The sequence below is a fragment of the Pseudomonas sp. TAA207 genome, assembly GCF_001529285.1.
Classification (GTDB): Bacteria; Pseudomonadota; Gammaproteobacteria; order Pseudomonadales; family Pseudomonadaceae; genus Aquipseudomonas; species Aquipseudomonas weihenstephanensis.
The window spans coordinates 38,274-54,404 of record NZ_LLWJ01000060.1 but is presented as its reverse complement, the minus strand read 5'-3'; the positions used below and the strand labels follow the sequence as shown (position 1 = coordinate 54,404).

Genomic DNA, 16,131 nt, shown 5'->3' with positions numbered 1-16,131 from the left:
CGGATTGTACGCGGCGGGTAGCCTGAGCGGCTTGCGGGTAGTTTTAGCTATTGATCAGCAAGAGTATCAGGGCGCGCCAGGCGCACCCTTGACCCTTGTCGGCATCACTTGAAACGGTGGATGTTCGACAGTTGCTTGTTTACATTGACGTTTCTGCGGTACAGAAGCGCCATTTTGCCGATAACCTGTACCAATTCCGCTTTGCCGCTTTTGCACAGTTCTGCAACGGCTGCCAGGCGAGATTCGCGATCCAGGATGTTGACTTTGATTTTAATCAACTCGTGATCGCCCAATGCGCGTTCGAGTTCGGCTAAAACACCTTCAGTCAAACCATTGTCAGCCACAGTCAATACTGGTTTCAGATGGTGGCCAATGGATTTGTACTGTTTCTTCTGCTCTTGAGTGAGCGGCATAATCTGACCCCTGTGTCTGATCTTGTAAAAAGCGGCGGCCAGTTTACCCGAGCGAGTCCCAGACCGCCCAGTTAATCACGACCCGTTTAAATTTTTTGAGGTGGCCCGTGGCCCGTTCCAAAACTAGCCTGAATTGGCTGAAAGAACATTTCAACGATCCATACGTCAAGATGGCGCAGAAAGATGGGTATCGCTCGCGTGCCAGTTACAAATTGCTGGAGATTCAGGAGCGTGATCGTCTGATCCGCCCGGGCATGACTGTAATTGACTTGGGCGCTGCTCCCGGTGGTTGGTCGCAGGTGACCAGTCGTCTGATTGGCGGGCAGGGTCGTTTGATCGCATCTGACATCCTGGAAATGGACAGCATTCCTGATGTGACCTTCATTCAGGGGGATTTTACTCAGGATGACGTTTTGGCTCAGATCCTTGAGGCGGTCGGAAATACACAGGTAGACCTTGTGATTTCCGATATGGCCCCCAATATGAGTGGGTTAGCAGCTGTCGATATGCCGCGTGCAATGTTCTTGTGCGAATTAGCGCTGGATCTTGCCGGTCGCGTCCTACGTCCGGGTGGTGATTTCCTGATCAAGGTTTTCCAGGGCGAAGGCTTCGATCAGTACCACAAAGACATTCGTAAGCTGTTTGACAAGGTGCAGATGCGCAAGCCTTCTTCGTCTCGCGACAGGTCCCGTGAACAGTATTTGCTGGGCCGGGGCTTCCGCGGTATTGATGGTTCTGCCAGTGATGAGCGTCTCTGACCAGGGCGATAGTTTTTTTTGTATCGCTTTACAGATCTGGCATAACGAATATTGTGTAGTCAAAGTTTCACAAAGGGTTACAGACGGAGCCTGCAAGGGTTGTAGGCAATGTAGTAAGTTATGCCGGTGAATATCATGCGAAGCACGCTTTCAGTAGCGGAGCTTGCTTCAGAGGGTAGCTAATTGAACGATATGGCAAAGAATCTGATCCTGTGGTTGATCATCGCGGCGGTACTTGTGACCGTGATGAACAACTTCTCGAGTCCCAACGAGCCGCAAACCCTCAACTATTCCGACTTCATCCAGCAAGTTAAGGATGGCAAAGTCGAGCGCGTAGCGGTTGATGGCTACGTGATCACCGGCAAGCGCAGTGATGGCGATACGTTCAAAACCATTCGTCCGGCGATTCAGGACAACGGTTTGATCGGCGATCTGGTGGATAACCACGTCACCGTTGAAGGCAAACTGCCTGAGCAACAAAGCATCTGGACCCAGTTGCTAGTTGCAAGCTTCCCGATTCTGGTGATTATTGCGGTCTTCATGTTCTTCATGCGCCAGATGCAGGGCGGTGCCGGTGGTAAAGGCGGCCCGATGAGCTTTGGCAAGAGCAAGGCGCGTCTGCTGTCAGAAGATCAGGTCAAGACGACCCTGGCTGACGTAGCGGGCTGTGACGAAGCCAAGGAAGAAGTGGGCGAGCTGGTTGAGTTCTTGCGGGATCCGGGCAAGTTCCAGCGCCTGGGTGGTCGCATTCCACGCGGCGTGCTGATGGTTGGCCCGCCAGGTACCGGTAAAACCCTGATCGCCAAGGCGATTGCGGGTGAAGCCAAGGTGCCGTTCTTCACGATTTCCGGTTCCGACTTTGTGGAAATGTTCGTGGGCGTCGGTGCAAGCCGTGTTCGTGACATGTTTGAACAAGCCAAGAAACACGCCCCTTGCATCATCTTTATCGATGAAATCGATGCTGTCGGCCGTCACCGTGGTAACGGTATGGGCGGCGGTCATGATGAGCGCGAGCAGACCCTTAACCAGTTGTTGGTTGAGATGGATGGCTTTGAGATGAACGATGGCATCATTGTGATTGCCGCCACCAACCGTCCTGACGTGCTTGACCCTGCGCTGCTGCGTCCGGGTCGTTTTGACCGTCAGGTCGTGGTTGGCTTGCCGGACATTCGTGGTCGCGAGCAAATCCTCAAGGTACACATGCGTAAAGTGCCCATGGGTGATGACGTCCAGCCGGGCGTTATTGCACGCGGTACTCCGGGCTTCTCCGGTGCCGACCTGGCTAACCTGGTGAACGAAGCTTCCCTGTTCGCAGCACGTACCGGTAAGCGTGTTGTTGAAATGAAAGAGTTCGAGCTGGCCAAGGACAAGATCATGATGGGCGCCGAGCGCAAATCGATGGTCATGTCGGATAAAGAAAAGCGCAACACGGCTTATCACGAAGCGGGTCACGCAATTGTTGGTCGCGTAGTGCCTGAGCACGATCCGGTCTACAAGGTGTCGATCATTCCTCGCGGCCGAGCTTTGGGCGTGACTATGTTCTTGCCTGAAGAGGATCGTTACAGTCTGTCCAAACGTGCGTTGATCAGTCAGATCTGTTCGCTGTATGGCGGCCGTATTGCTGAAGAAATGACCTTGGGCTTTGACGGCGTTACCACGGGTGCGTCCAACGACATCATGCGAGCGAGCCAGATTGCCCGCAACATGGTGACCAAGTGGGGCTTGTCCGAGAAGCTCGGCCCGCTGATGTATGCCGAAGACGAAGAGTCTTATCTTGGGCGTGGCGGTGGTCAGGGGGCAAATGTTTCAGGTGAGACGGCCAAGCTGATCGACTCTGAGGTGCGCAGCATCATTGACCAGTGCTACGGCACGGCTAAGCAGATACTGACCGACAACCGTGACAAGCTTGAAGCTATGGCGGATGCCCTGATGAAGTACGAAACGATCGATGCTGATCAGATCGACGACATCATGGCGGGTCGCCCTCCGCGCGAACCGCGTGATTGGGGCGATGGTTCGGGAACGCCGACAGCGCCGAGTCTGGACAAGACCGATCGCCCGGAAACACCTATCGGCGGCCCGGCAGCTGATCACTAAGGCTTGAAATGACTTCTGTTCAGTCCTCAACCCGGTTGCCTTGCGGCAACCGGGTTCTTGATTTTTCCCGCACGCATGTGATGGGTATTCTCAATGTAACCCCTGACTCGTTCTCTGATGGCGGTCGCTTTGCTCGCCTCGATGAAGCGTTGCGCCATGCGCAGGCGATGGTCGAGGCGGGAGCTACGTTGATTGATGTCGGTGGTGAGTCAACCCGGCCCGGCGCGCGCCACGTGAGTGCGCAAGAAGAGTTGGAGCGGGTTGCGCCGATAGTCGAGCGTATCAATCGTGAACTTGATGTCATCATTTCGGTCGATACCTCAACCCCCATTGTTATGACGGAGTCGGCCCGTTTAGGCGCTGGCCTGATCAACGATGTGCGTTCACTTCGCCGTGAAGGTGCCTTGCAGGCTGCTGCGGCGACGGGTTTGCCCGTTTGTCTGATGCATATGTCGGGCGAGCCTGGCGATATGCAGGATGACCCGCAGTATCAGGATGTGTTGGCTGAGGTACGTGCGTTTCTCGTGGATCGAATGCGGATGTGTGCAGCGCAAGGCATAGCGCCTGAGCGCATTATTCTCGACCCCGGTTTTGGCTTTGCTAAAACCTTGCAGCATAATTTGAGTTTGTTTAAGCATATGGACGCCTTGCATCTGTTAGGGCGGCCATTGCTCGTGGGTGTTTCGCGAAAAAGCATGATCGGGCAGGCTTTGAACCGGCCTGTGACTGAGCGATTGCCTGGCAGTCTGGCTCTGGCGGCACTGGCTGTGACCAAGGGTGCGCATATCTTGCGTGTTCACGATGTTGCCGAGACAGTTGATGTAGTACGGATGATTGCCGCGGTAGAGTCCGCCGACTAAGCATGATGGAGCACTTATGACGAAGAAGTATTTTGGCACCGACGGTATTCGCGGTCGGGTCGGCGTTTACCCAATCACCCCTGACTTTATGCTCAAGTTGGGCTGGGCTGCGGGAATGGCGTTTCGCAGCATGGGTGCTTGCCGGATATTGGTGGGTAAGGACACGCGCATCTCTGGCTACATGTTTGAATCTGCACTTGAGGCCGGGTTATCTGCGGCGGGCGCAGATGTGATGTTGCTGGGGCCTATGCCGACGCCAGCTATTGCGTACCTCACGCGTACGTTCCACGCCGAGGCTGGCATTGTGATCAGTGCTTCGCACAATCCTCATGACGATAATGGGATCAAGTTTTTTTCGGGGGAGGGCACCAAACTCCCTGATGAAGTTGAGCTGATGATTGAGGAGTTGCTGGAGGCGCCGATGACGGTGGTCGATTCCGGCAAGTTGGGTAAGGTGTCGCGCATCAACGATGCTTCCGGCCGCTATATCGAATTTTGCAAAAGCAGCGTTCCTACGAGCACCAACTTCAATGGTCTCAAGATCGTTATCGACTGCGCACACGGCGCCACTTACAAGGTTGCGCCGAGTGTGTTCAAGGAGCTGGGCGCCGAAGTTACAGTGCTTTCAGCTCAGCCTAATGGGTTGAACATCAACGAGAACTGCGGCTCGACCCATATGGGGCAGTTGCAGGCTGCGGTATTGGCGGAACATGCGGACCTGGGTATTGCCTTTGATGGCGATGGTGATCGGGTGCTGATGGTCGATCACACTGGCGCGATTGTTGATGGTGATGAGTTGCTGTTCATCATCGCGCGCGACCTGCACGAGCGCGGCAAATTGCAAGGCGGTGTGGTCGGTACACTAATGAGCAATCTCGGGCTTGAGTTGGCGTTGGCCGACTTGGGTATTGCGTTCGTGCGCGCCAATGTAGGCGACCGTTACGTCATCGCAGCCTTGCAAGAGCGTGACTGGCAAGTTGGCGGCGAAAACTCCGGTCATATTGTGTGTTTCCAGCACACCACCACAGGCGATGCCATCATTGCGGCACTTCAAGTGCTGCTTTCGTTGCGTCGACGTGAAGAGAGCCTGGCTCAGTCGCGTCAGGCGCTGCGCAAGTGTCCTCAAGTCCTGCTCAATGTGCGTTTTTCAGGGGGTGTTAACCCTGTTGAGCATCCGGCCATTAAAGAGGCTTGTGCGCGTGTGACCGAAGCTATGCAGGGCCGTGGTCGCGTGCTTTTGCGCAAGTCAGGGACTGAGCCGCTCGTGCGTGTCATGGTCGAAGGTGATGACGAAGTCATGGTTCGTGGCTATGCACAAGAACTGGCAAAACTGGTAAGTGAAGTTTGTGCCTGAATTCGGCTTGCCAGCGCGGATGTGGTTGGGTAACATCTGCGCCCACTTTGACCGACGAGGTAAAGCATGCGTCGCATGATGGTAGCTGGTAACTGGAAGATGCACGGTACCCGCGCCAGCGTCGCTAAGCTGATCGACGGTCTGCGTGGTCTGGCCTTGCCAGGCGATGTTGATGTTGCAGTATTTCCGCCGGATTTGTTCATTGATCGCGTGATCAATGGCCTTGAAGGTGCGGCGATTTCGGTCGGTGCTCAGGATGCTGCAGTGGAGTCGGTGCAGGGTGCTCTGACAGGTGAGGTTTCGCCTTATCAGTTGGTAGATGCAGGCTGCAAATTGGTGTTGGTTGGGCATTCCGAGCGTCGCCTGATTTTGGGTGAGCAGGACGAAACGCTCAATCGCAAGTTTGCGGCGGCTCAGGCTGCGGGTCTGATGCCAGTGTTGTGCATAGGGGAGACCCTGGAGCAGCGCGAGGCGGGGCAAACGCTAGAAGTTGTAAAGGCTCAGCTGGATGCGGTCATTAATGCATTTGGTATTGATGCTTTTGCAAAGGCGGTGATTGCATATGAGCCAGTCTGGGCAATCGGAACTGGGCTTACAGCTTCTCCGCAGCAAGCGCAAGATGTGCATGCGGCCATTCGCGCACAGCTGGCGCAGCAGAATTCTGAAGTGGCACAAGGTGTGCGGCTTCTATACGGCGGCAGCGTGAAGGCGGCCAATGCGGTCGAACTGTTCAGCATGCCGGATATCGATGGGGGGCTCATTGGTGGGGCTTCCCTGAATGCAGATGAGTTCGGTGCGATCTGTCGCGCCGCGGGAAACTGAGAAAATGCTGGAAACAGTCGTAGTCGTTTTTCATCTGTTGGGTGCATTGGGCGTAATTGCTCTGGTATTGCTGCAACAGGGTAAAGGTGCGGATGCTGGAGCATCTTTCGGAGCAGGTGCTTCAAATACTGTGTTCGGAAGCCAAGGTTCCTCTACCTTTCTTAGTAAGTTTACTGCTATACTTGCCGCAGGTTTTTTCATAACCAGCTTGGGGTTAGGTTACTTTGCTAAAGAGAAGGCTCAAGAGCTGACTCAGGTAGGTTTGCCAGATCCAGCGGTGTTGGAAGTTCCAGTGCAAAAACCGGCTTCAGATGATGTGCCGGTGCTTCAAGAGCAAAAGTCGGCTACTCCAGCGACTGACGTGCCTCCAGCTCAAGAGCAAAAGTAAAACGGGTTTCATGATGTAACGTAGTATTGCCGAGGTGGTGGAATTGGTAGACACGCAACCTTGAGGTGGTTGTGCCCATAGGGTGTAGGGGTTCGAGTCCCCTTCTCGGTACCAATTATCAGGAATGCCCGCAATAGCGGGCTTTCTTGTATGTGGAAGGTTGGATTGACCCTGAAAAGGATCGACCGTATACTTCCGCTCCAGCTTTGTCGCGGGATGGAGCAGTCTGGTAGCTCGTCGGGCTCATAACCCGAAGGTCGTCGGTTCAAATCCGGCTCCCGCAACCAGTTTTAGCGGAGCCCCTAATTCAGGGGCTTTTTGTTAACTGGACACTTTATAGCGTCGGTATTCAACGACGTTTCAGAGATGGGCGCTTCGCCCATTTTTTCATTTTGCACAGCATGCACAAACATGCACTAGGGGGTTCAGGTGTCGAGCAAGCTAGAACAGTTGCAGGACTTGTTGGCCCCGGTGGTCGTGGCCCTTGGCTATGAATGCTGGGGTATTGAATTTTCGGCTCAAGGCCGCCATTCAATGTTGCGTGTGTATATCGACAAGGAAGGCGGCGTATTGGTGGACGATTGTGCCATCGTGAGTCGCCAGGTAAGTGGCGTGCTGGATGTTGAAGATCCTATCGCGGCTGAATATACCCTTGAGGTTTCCTCTCCTGGCATGGAGCGCCCGCTGTTCACTCTTGAACAGTTTGCCCAGTATGTCGGTGAGCAAGTGAAGATCAAGCTGCGCTCCCCATTTGAAGGGCGACGCAACTTTCAGGGCCTTCTGCGCGGCGTAGAGGAGCAGGACATCGTGGTGCAAGTGGACGACCATGAGTTCTTGTTGCCGATCGATATGATCGACAAGGCCAACATTATTCCCAGTTTTGACTGAGACGCGGATCCCGCGGATCCAATGGCTTGCGAAAGGCGAGGCGTACGATGAGCAAAGAAGTACTGCTGGTTGTTGAGTCGGTGTCCAATGAAAAGGGCGTACCGGCAAACGTTATTTTTGAAGCGCTGGAGCTGGCTCTGGCCACCGCGACTAAAAAGCGTTTTGAAGACGAAGTCGAACTGCGTGTGGAAATCAATCGCCACACCGGTAACTATGAGACTTTCCGTCGCTGGACTGTGGTCGAAGACGAAGATCTGGATGATCCAGCATACGAGTTGGCTGTAGACCAGGCCCAGGCGAAACAGCCAGGCGCTGTAGCTGGCGATATTATCGAAGAGAAAATCGATTCTATCGAATTCGGTCGGATTGCTGCACAAACGGCCAAACAGGTCATTGTGCAAAAGGTCCGCGAAGCCGAGCGCGCTCAAGTCGTTGATGCCTATCGCGAGCGTCTGGGCGAGATTATTTCAGGTACCGTTAAGAAAGTTACACGTGACAACGTGATCGTTGATCTGGGTAATAACGCAGAAGCGTTGTTGGCTCGTGAAGACATCATTGCGCGTGAGACTTTCCGCGTGGGTGTACGTCTGCGTGCACTGCTGAAAGAAATTCGCACTGAGAACCGCGGTCCACAGCTGATTCTGTCGCGTACTGCGCCTGAGATGCTGATCGAATTGTTCCGTATTGAAGTGCCTGAAATTTCTGAGGGCCTGATCGAAGTGATGGCGGCCTCCCGCGATCCAGGATCACGCGCTAAAATAGCCGTTCGCTCTAAAGACAAACGCATCGATCCGCAAGGTGCTTGCATTGGTATGCGCGGTTCGCGCGTTCAGGCAGTATCGGGCGAGTTGGGCGGAGAGCGAGTGGATATCGTCCTTTGGGATGACAACCCGGCGCAGTTTGTGATCAACGCAATGTCGCCAGCAGAAGTGGCGGCAATTATCGTCGACGAAGATGCCCATGCAATGGACATCGCCGTTGGCGCAGACAATCTGGCCCAGGCGATTGGTCGCGGCGGTCAGAACGTACGTTTGGCCAGCCAGTTGACCGGCTGGACCTTGAACGTGATGACCGAATCGGACATCCAGGCTAAGCAGCAAGCAGAAACCGGCGATATCCTGCGCAACTTCATCGAAGAGCTGGAAGTTGATGAAGACCTGGCGCAGGTTCTGGTAGATGAAGGCTTTACTAGCCTGGAAGAGATTGCCTACGTACCGGTGGAGGAAATGCTCAACATCGATGGCTTTGACGAAGATACCGTCAACGAGCTTCGCGCTCGGGCCAAGGATCGACTGTTGACTAAAGCCATCGCTACTGAGGAAAAGCTGGCAGACGCCCATCCGGCCGAAGACCTGCTCTCGCTTGAGGGTATGGACAAGGATTTGGCGATGGAACTGGCGGTGCGCGGCGTAATTACCCGCGAAGACCTGGCCGAGCAGTCTATTGACGACCTGCTCGACATCGACGGCATTGACGATGATCGTGCCGGCAAGTTGATCATGGCCGCCCGAGCCCATTGGTTCGAGTAATTAGGCGCGGCCTGAGGAGAGAAATGCATGACGCAAGTCACGGTGAAACAACTGGCCGATGAGGTCAAAACACCGGTTGAGCGCCTGTTGCAGCAGATGCGTGAGGCAGGTCTGCCGCACAACGCCGCCGAGCAGAATGTGACCGACAGTGAGAAGCAAGCTCTGCTGACTCACTTGAAAAGCAGCCACAAGGCTAAAGTGGAAGAACCGCGCAAGATCACTTTGCAGCGTAAAACCACCAGTACCCTGCGTGTTGCTGGCAGCAAAAGCATTAGCGTTGAAGTACGCAAGAAGAAAGTCTTCGTACAGCAAAGCCCGGAAGAAATTGAAGCCGAGCGCAAACGTGAGATGGATGAACGTCGTGCAGTAGAAAATGCCGCACGTCAAAAGGCTGAAGAAGAGTCCAAGCGTCGCGCCGAAGAAGACGCGCGCCGTCAGCCTGCATCTACTCCTGCTGCTGCTCCAGCTGTTGCCGCGCCTGCACCTGTGCAAGCCGCAGCACCAGCCGCACCGGCTCCAGCAGTTGATGCACGCAAGCGTGACGAACAGCGTCGCCCGGACAAGCCACGTGCTGACGATAACAATCGTCGCGGTAGTGGTGACGGCGATCGCAAAAACGCTCCGCATCGTGCCTCGGTTAAAGAAAAAGCACCGACTCCACGTGTTGCTCCGCGTACTTCCGACGAAGAAAGCGACAGCTTCCGTCGCGGTGGTCGTGGCAAGGGCAAGCTGAAGAAGCGCAACGCACACGGTTTCCAGAGCCCAACCGGCCCTGTAGTACGTGATGTACAGATTGGCGAGACCATCACTGTTGGCGATTTGGCTGCACAGATGTCGGTCAAGGCTGCCGAAGTTATCAAGTTCATGTTCAAGCTGGGTACTCCAGCGACTATCAACCAGGTACTTGATCAGGAAACTGCTCAACTGGTTGCTGAAGAACTGGGCCACAAAGTAACTCTGGTCAGCGACAACGCCCTGGAAGATTCCCTGGCCGAGTCCCTGAAGTTTGAAGGCGAGTCGTTCTCCCGTGCACCGGTTGTGACCGTAATGGGCCACGTTGACCACGGTAAAACGTCCCTGCTCGACTATATTCGTCGTGCCAAGGTAGCGGCGGGTGAAGCGGGTGGTATTACTCAGCACATCGGTGCGTACCACGTCGAAACCGAACGCGGCATGGTCACTTTCCTCGATACCCCGGGTCACGCTGCGTTTACCGCAATGCGTGCACGTGGTGCCAAGGCGACTGACATCGTGATTCTGGTTGTGGCTGCAGACGACGGCGTAATGCCGCAAACCATCGAAGCTGTTCAGCATGCGAAAGCAGCTGGCGTGCCGCTGGTTGTTGCAGTGAACAAAATCGACAAGCCAGGTGCTGATCTCGATCGCATCCGCAGCGAACTGTCCGTTCACGGCGTGACCTCGGAAGAGTGGGGTGGTGACACTCCGTTTGTTTCGGTCTCGGCGAAAATGGGTACCGGCGTTGACGATTTGCTCGAAGCCGTATTGCTGCAAGCTGAAGTTCTGGAACTCAAGGCAACTCCATCGGCTCCTGGCCGTGGCGTAGTGGTTGAGTCCCGTCTGGACAAAGGCCGTGGTCCGGTTGCAACTGTTCTGGTTCAGGACGGTACACTGCGCCAGGGCGACATGGTTCTGGTCGGTTCCAACTACGGCCGTATCCGCGCCATGCTCGATGAGAACGGCAAGCCTATCAAGGAAGCCGGTCCATCCATCCCTGTCGAGATTCTCGGCCTGGACGGTACGCCAGACGCTGGCGACGAGATGAGCGTAATGACTGACGAGAAGAAGGCGCGTGAAGTTGCCCTGTTCCGTCAAGGCAAGTTCCGCGAAGTGAAGCTGGCGCGTGCTCACGCAGGCAAGCTGGAAAACATCTTCGAGAACATGGGCCAGGAAGAGAAGAAGACGCTTAATATCGTCCTCAAATCTGACGTTCGTGGTTCGTTGGAAGCTTTGCAGGGCGCTCTGAGCGGCCTGGGTAACGATGAAGTGCAAGTGCGCGTAGTAGGCGGCGGCGTCGGTGGTATCACCGAAAGCGACGCTAACCTGGCACTCGCCTCCAACGCTGTATTGTTCGGCTTTAACGTGCGTGCTGATGCTGGCGCTCGCAAAATTGTCGAGCAAGAAGGTCTGGACATGCGTTATTACAACGTCATCTACGACATCATCGAAGACGTCAAGAAGGCCCTCACCGGCATGCTTGGCAGCGACGTCCGGGAAAATATCCTGGGTATCGCCGAAGTTCGCGACGTATTCCGTTCGCCGAAGTTTGGTGCGATCGCAGGTTGCATGGTGCTTGAAGGTGTTGTTCACCGTAACCGTCCAATCCGCGTACTGCGTGAAGACATCGTTATCTTCGAAGGCGAGCTGGAATCCTTGCGCCGCTTCAAAGATGACGCTGCCGAAGTACGTGCCGGCATGGAATGCGGTATCGGCGTCAAGAGCTACAACGACGTTAAAGTCGGTGACAAGATCGAAGTGTTCGAGAAGGTCCAGGTTGCTCGCAGCCTCTAAATCGCGAGCTTCAAGAGCCAGGACGAAAAGCGGCATGCCAATGCCAGCGGCTCGTCCCGGACTCTAAACGCAACGCCCGGTCCGGCTCCTGCCTGGCCGGGCGTTTGCCGCTTTCAGAACACATGGGTTTCCCATGGGTGAGTAACAGGTAACAAGACATGGCAAAAGAATACAGCCGTACCCAACGTATCGGCGATCAGATGCAGCGTGAGCTGGCACAACTGATCCGTCGTGAAGTCAAAGACCCGCGCGTAGGCCTGGTCACTATTACTGCTGTTGAAGTCAGCCGTGACGTTGGTCACGCCAAAATCTTCATCACTGTGATGGGCCAGGACAACGCTGAAGATATCGCTCAAACGATCAAGGTTCTGAACTCGGCTGCCGGTTTCTTGCGCATGCAACTTGCACGCGAAATGAAGCTGCGTAGCGTTCCACAGCTGCACTTCCACTACGACGAAAGCGTTGTCCGTGGCGCGCACCTGTCTGCTTTGATCGAGCGTGCGGTGGCTGAAGACAATCAGCACCCTGATGCGACGGCTCCTGAAGACACCAAGGAGTAACCGGTGGCTCAGGTCAAGCGTATCCGTCGTAACGTCAGCGGTATCATCCTGCTCGACAAACCGCTTGGGTTCACCTCCAACGCGGCCTTGCAGAAAGTCCGCTGGCTGCTCAATGCCGAAAAGGCCGGGCACACAGGTAGCCTCGATCCTTTGGCCAGCGGCGTATTGCCGTTGTGCTTTGGCGAAGCCACCAAGTTTTCGCAATACCTGCTCGATTCCGACAAGGGTTATGAAACCTTGATGCAATTGGGTAAGACCACCACCACTGCGGATGCGGAAGGCGATGTTTTGCTGACCCGCCCCGTGACCGTTGGTCGCTCCGATATCGAAGCTGTTTTACCCAAGTTTCGTGGGCAAATCAGTCAGATACCCCCGATGTACTCTGCCCTCAAGCGCGATGGTCAGCCGCTTTACAAGCTGGCCCGTGCAGGCGAAGTGGTGGAGCGTGAACCGCGTTCTGTTACTATTACCCGCCTCGAATTACTGGCCAGCGAAGGCGACACCGCGCGTCTGGCTGTCGACTGCACCAAAGGCACCTATATCCGCACCCTCGTGGAAGATATCGGTGAGCAATTGGGGTGCGGGGCTTATGTTGCAGAGTTGCGCCGCACGCATGCCGGACCTTTCAGTCTGGCCCAGACGGTGACGCTGGAAGAGTTGGAAGCTGTGCATGCAGAAGGTGGCAATGAAGCTGTTGACCGCTTCCTGATGCCCTCCGACAGCGGCTTGCTGGATTGGCCATTGCTGCACTTTTCGGAAGCCAGCGCATTCTACTGGCTCAACGGCCAGCCGGTACGTGCTCCCGATGCACCCAAGTTCGGCATGGTGCGGGTACAAGATCACAACGGTCGCTTTATCGGTATCGGTGAAGTGAGCGAAGACGGGCGCATAGCGCCGCGTCGACTGATTCGGTCAGAATGACCGGAGCAGGACGGGCCGGGATTTCATTGTTGCGGGCCGAACTGAAACGAGGGTGGCTGTTATTAGGCACGGTCACATCTCATTTTTAAATACGAGGATTTGTCCTCGGCCTATTGGATCTGTCTTGCGCGCAAGCAGAGCCCCTTTATGAAAGGAAATGCCTCATGGCACTGACAATCGAACACAAAGCAGAAATCGTAAAAGACTACCAGCAAGCGCCAGGTGATACAGGTTCTCCAGAAGTGCAAGTTGCACTGCTGACCTTCAACATCAACACCTTGCAGGGTCACTTCAAAGAAAACAAAAAGGACCACCACTCCCGTCGTGGTCTGATCCGTATGGTAAACCAGCGTCGTAAGCTGCTGGACTACCTCAAAGGCAAGAACGTTGAGCGTTACAAAGCGCTGATCGCTCGCCTGGGTCTGCGTCGCTAATAGCGATGTTGCTAGAGGCTGGTTGTCTGTTGTGTGTCTGTGGGGTTCCTACAGGCTTGCGGCAGGCTTCCAGCCTCAAGTTTTATCTGGACTAGCCGGATCTTTACGAAAGCTTGCCCTGCTGGCCGTTTTCGTAAGCATCTTGAGTCGGGCCAATGCCCGACATTGCCCAAGCATTTCGCAAGAAACCCGTTCCCCAAGAGCCACAAAGAGAAGGTAGGACACCGTGAACCCGGTTATCAAAAAATTCCAGTTCGGTCAGTCGACCGTAACCCTCGAGACAGGCCGTATCGCCCGTCAAGCTTCCGGCGCTGTATTGGTCACTGTTGACGATGACGTCAGCGTATTGGTGACTGTCGTCGGCTCCAAGCAAGCTGATCCAGGCAAGGGCTTTTTCCCTCTGTCGGTTCACTACCAGGAAAAAACCTACGCCGCGGGTAAAATCCCGGGCGGTTTCTTCAAGCGTGAAGGTCGTCCTTCCGAGAAAGAAACCCTGACTTCGCGACTGATCGACCGTCCGATCCGTCCGCTGTTCCCTGAAGGCTTCATGAACGAAGTGCAGGTTGTCTGCACCGTGCTGTCCACCAGCAAGAAAACCGATCCGGACGTCGCTGCGATGATCGGTACTTCGGCTGCGCTGGCTATCTCCGGTATCCCTTTCGATGGTCCAATCGGCGCCGCTCGCGTTGCTTACCACGAGAGCACTGGCTACTTGCTGAACCCGACTTACGAGCAACTGGCTGCTTCTAGCCTGGACATGGTTGTTGCCGGTACGTCCGAAGCCGTATTGATGGTTGAATCGGAAGCTAAAGAGCTGACCGAAGACCAAATGTTGGGCGCCGTACTGTTCGCCCACGACGAATTCCAGGTTGTTATCCAGGCTGTTAAAGAGCTGGCTGCCGAAGCTGCAAAACCAACGTGGGACTGGGCTGCTGCCCCAGAAGCTACCGCACTGTTGGGCGCTATCCGTGCCGAATTCGGCGAAGCGATCTCCCAGGCTTACACCATCACCGTCAAGGCTGATCGTTACGCGCGTCTGGGCGAGCTGAAAGACCAGGTGGTTGCCAAGTTGTCCGGTGAAGAAGGCCAGCCTTCTGCCAGCGAAGTGAAAGCGGCGTTCGGCGAAATCGAATACCGCACCGTTCGCGAAAACATCGTTAACGGCAAGCCGCGTATCGATGGTCGTGACACCAAAACTGTTCGCCCTTTGAACATTGAAGTTGGCGTTCTGCCTAAAACCCACGGTTCGGCTCTGTTCACCCGTGGCGAAACTCAGGCTCTGGTTGTTGCAACTCTGGGTACTGCCCGTGATGCACAGCTGCTGGACACCCTGGAAGGCGAGAAAAAAGACCCGTTCATGCTGCACTACAACTTCCCTCCGTTCTCGGTAGGTGAGTGTGGTCGTATGGGTGGCGCAGGTCGTCGCGAAATCGGTCACGGCCGTCTGGCGCGTCGTTCGGTTCAGGCCATGCTGCCTGCTGCCGACGTGTTCCCGTACACCATCCGTGTCGTATCGGAAATCACTGAGTCCAACGGTTCCAGCTCGATGGCATCGGTGTGCGGTGCTTCCCTGGCATTGATGGACGCTGGCGTGCCAATGAAGGCACCTGTTGCCGGTATCGCGATGGGTCTGGTTAAAGAGGGCGAGAAGTTCGCCGTTCTGACCGACATCCTGGGTGACGAAGACCACCTGGGTGACATGGACTTCAAAGTAGCGGGTACCGCGAAAGGTGTTACTGCGCTGCAGATGGACATCAAGATCAAAGGCATCACCGAAGAAATCATGGAGATCGCACTGGGCCAGGCCCTGGACGCTCGCCTGAACATCTTGGGTCAGATGAACCAGATCATTGCTGTCTCGCGCAACGAGTTGTCGGCTAATGCACCGACGATGATCGCGATGAAAATCGACACCGACAAAATCCGTGATGTTATCGGTAAAGGTGGCGCGACTATCCGTGCAATCTGTGAAGAAACCAAAGCTTCGATCGACATCGAAGACGACGGTTCGATCAAGATCTTCGGCGAAACCAAAGAAGCAGCAGAAGCGGCGCGCCAGCGCGTTCTGGGTATCACCGCTGAAGCTGAAATCGGCAAAATCTACATCGGTAAGGTTGAGCGTATCGTCGACTTCGGCGCATTCGTTAACATCCTGCCTGGTAAAGACGGCCTGGTTCACATCTCCATGCTGAGCGATGCTCGCGTTGAGAAAGTGACTGACATTCTGAAAGAAGGTCAGGAAGTGGAAGTGTTGGTGCTGGACGTGGATAACCGCGGCCGCATCAAACTGTCCATCAAGGACGTCGCAGCAGCCAAGGCTTCGGAAGCTTAATCGCCTCTAAAACCTGTGTTTTAAAAAAGGATCCTTCGGGATCCTTTTTTTATGTGTGAAGAAAAGATCGGCAACATCACGGGCCAAAGGCCATGACGAAAATACCGCAACTTGCATGTAGCTGGCAGGGCAAGTCATGCAATCTGCACGAGTAAGAAAAAATCGAGTTCTTCTAAGTATCTGTTTTATAAGGGTTTATTGTTTTTATAAAGTTGGCACAAGCCCTGCAATATTACACATAACCCT

14 protein-coding genes and 2 tRNA genes are annotated in these 16,131 nt (G+C 54.9%); 15 read left to right on the top strand and 1 reads right to left on the bottom strand.

What is annotated here, in order from left to right; translation table 11 throughout:
* Window positions 1-104: 104 nt before the first annotated feature.
* Window positions 105-413 (bottom strand): ribosome assembly RNA-binding protein YhbY, encoded by a 309-nt coding sequence (gene yhbY, locus AP059_RS07220; RefSeq protein ID WP_048402595.1) that lies wholly within the window; start codon window positions 411-413, stop codon window positions 105-107.
* 107 nt (window positions 414-520) lie between these two features.
* Between yhbY and rlmE the strand changes: the two genes are divergently transcribed.
* The 15 genes from rlmE to pnp all read left to right on the top strand — a co-directional run bounded on the left by rlmE (window position 521) and on the right by pnp (window position 15,885).
* Window positions 521-1,171 carry a 23S rRNA (uridine(2552)-2'-O)-methyltransferase RlmE gene (rlmE, locus tag AP059_RS07215; protein ID WP_048366000.1) on the top strand — a complete coding sequence of 217 codons (651 nt, stop codon included), beginning with the start codon at window positions 521-523 and terminating at the stop codon, window positions 1,169-1,171.
* Between the two features lie 192 nt (window positions 1,172-1,363).
* Window positions 1,364-3,268 carry an ATP-dependent zinc metalloprotease FtsH gene (gene ftsH / locus AP059_RS07210; protein ID WP_059762579.1) on the top strand — a complete coding sequence of 635 codons (1,905 nt, stop codon included), beginning with the start codon at window positions 1,364-1,366 and terminating at the stop codon, window positions 3,266-3,268.
* Between the two features lie 8 nt (window positions 3,269-3,276).
* The gene (gene folP / locus AP059_RS07205) at window positions 3,277-4,128 is read left to right on the top strand and encodes a dihydropteroate synthase (protein WP_059762577.1); all 852 of its coding nucleotides are present in this window, start codon (window positions 3,277-3,279) and stop codon (window positions 4,126-4,128) included.
* A gap of 16 nt (window positions 4,129-4,144) precedes the next feature.
* Window positions 4,145-5,482, top strand: coding sequence for a phosphoglucosamine mutase (gene glmM / locus AP059_RS07200; RefSeq protein ID WP_048366003.1), 1,338 nt, complete (start codon window positions 4,145-4,147; stop codon window positions 5,480-5,482).
* Between the two features lie 66 nt (window positions 5,483-5,548).
* Window positions 5,549-6,304 (top strand): triose-phosphate isomerase, encoded by a 756-nt coding sequence (gene tpiA, locus AP059_RS07195; protein WP_059762574.1) that lies wholly within the window; start codon window positions 5,549-5,551, stop codon window positions 6,302-6,304.
* A gap of 4 nt (window positions 6,305-6,308) precedes the next feature.
* Window positions 6,309-6,692, top strand: coding sequence for a preprotein translocase subunit SecG (secG, locus tag AP059_RS07190; RefSeq protein WP_059762572.1), 384 nt, complete (start codon window positions 6,309-6,311; stop codon window positions 6,690-6,692).
* 28 nt (window positions 6,693-6,720) lie between these two features.
* Window positions 6,721-6,806 (top strand) — tRNA-Leu (locus AP059_RS07185).
* 96 nt (window positions 6,807-6,902) lie between these two features.
* Window positions 6,903-6,979: transfer RNA gene (locus AP059_RS07180), tRNA-Met, on the top strand.
* Between the two features lie 142 nt (window positions 6,980-7,121).
* Window positions 7,122-7,580, top strand: a complete 459-nt coding sequence (gene rimP, locus AP059_RS07175) for a ribosome maturation factor RimP (RefSeq protein ID WP_048366006.1) — start codon at window positions 7,122-7,124, stop codon at window positions 7,578-7,580.
* A gap of 47 nt (window positions 7,581-7,627) precedes the next feature.
* Window positions 7,628-9,109 (top strand): transcription termination factor NusA, encoded by a 1,482-nt coding sequence (gene nusA, locus AP059_RS07170; RefSeq protein WP_059762570.1) that lies wholly within the window; start codon window positions 7,628-7,630, stop codon window positions 9,107-9,109.
* Between the two features lie 27 nt (window positions 9,110-9,136).
* Window positions 9,137-11,638, top strand: a complete 2,502-nt coding sequence (gene infB / locus AP059_RS07165; protein ID WP_059762567.1) for a translation initiation factor IF-2 — start codon at window positions 9,137-9,139, stop codon at window positions 11,636-11,638.
* A gap of 158 nt (window positions 11,639-11,796) precedes the next feature.
* Window positions 11,797-12,198: a 30S ribosome-binding factor RbfA gene (gene rbfA / locus AP059_RS07160; protein ID WP_047277524.1), complete on the top strand. Its 402-nt coding sequence runs from the start codon at window positions 11,797-11,799 to the stop codon at window positions 12,196-12,198.
* 3 nt (window positions 12,199-12,201) lie between these two features.
* Window positions 12,202-13,119, top strand: coding sequence for a tRNA pseudouridine(55) synthase TruB (gene truB / locus AP059_RS07155; protein WP_048366009.1), 918 nt, complete (start codon window positions 12,202-12,204; stop codon window positions 13,117-13,119).
* Window positions 13,120-13,283: 164 nt separating this feature from the next.
* Window positions 13,284-13,553, top strand: coding sequence for a 30S ribosomal protein S15 (rpsO, locus tag AP059_RS07150; protein WP_048366010.1), 270 nt, complete (start codon window positions 13,284-13,286; stop codon window positions 13,551-13,553).
* Between the two features lie 226 nt (window positions 13,554-13,779).
* Window positions 13,780-15,885, top strand: a complete 2,106-nt coding sequence (gene pnp, locus AP059_RS07145) for a polyribonucleotide nucleotidyltransferase (protein ID WP_048402589.1) — start codon at window positions 13,780-13,782, stop codon at window positions 15,883-15,885.
* Window positions 15,886-16,131: the final 246 nt, after the last annotated feature.

Bases quoted from the DNA above. Each gene is read 5' to 3' on its own strand.
- yhbY (WP_048402595.1), bottom strand. From the start codon at position 413: ATGCCGCTCACTCAAGAGCAGAAGAAACAGTACAAATCCATTGGCCAC.
- ftsH (WP_059762579.1), top strand. From the start codon at position 1,364: ATGGCAAAGAATCTGATCCTGTGGTTGATCATCGCGGCGGTACTTGTG.
- folP (WP_059762577.1), top strand. From the start codon at position 3,277: ATGACTTCTGTTCAGTCCTCAACCCGGTTGCCTTGCGGCAACCGGGTT.
- glmM (WP_048366003.1), top strand. From the start codon at position 4,145: ATGACGAAGAAGTATTTTGGCACCGACGGTATTCGCGGTCGGGTCGGC.
- tpiA (WP_059762574.1), top strand. From the start codon at position 5,549: ATGCGTCGCATGATGGTAGCTGGTAACTGGAAGATGCACGGTACCCGC.
- secG (WP_059762572.1), top strand. From the start codon at position 6,309: ATGCTGGAAACAGTCGTAGTCGTTTTTCATCTGTTGGGTGCATTGGGC.
- nusA (WP_059762570.1), top strand. From the start codon at position 7,628: ATGAGCAAAGAAGTACTGCTGGTTGTTGAGTCGGTGTCCAATGAAAAG.
- infB (WP_059762567.1), top strand. From the start codon at position 9,137: ATGACGCAAGTCACGGTGAAACAACTGGCCGATGAGGTCAAAACACCG.
- rbfA (WP_047277524.1), top strand. From the start codon at position 11,797: ATGGCAAAAGAATACAGCCGTACCCAACGTATCGGCGATCAGATGCAG.
- rpsO (WP_048366010.1), top strand. From the start codon at position 13,284: ATGGCACTGACAATCGAACACAAAGCAGAAATCGTAAAAGACTACCAG.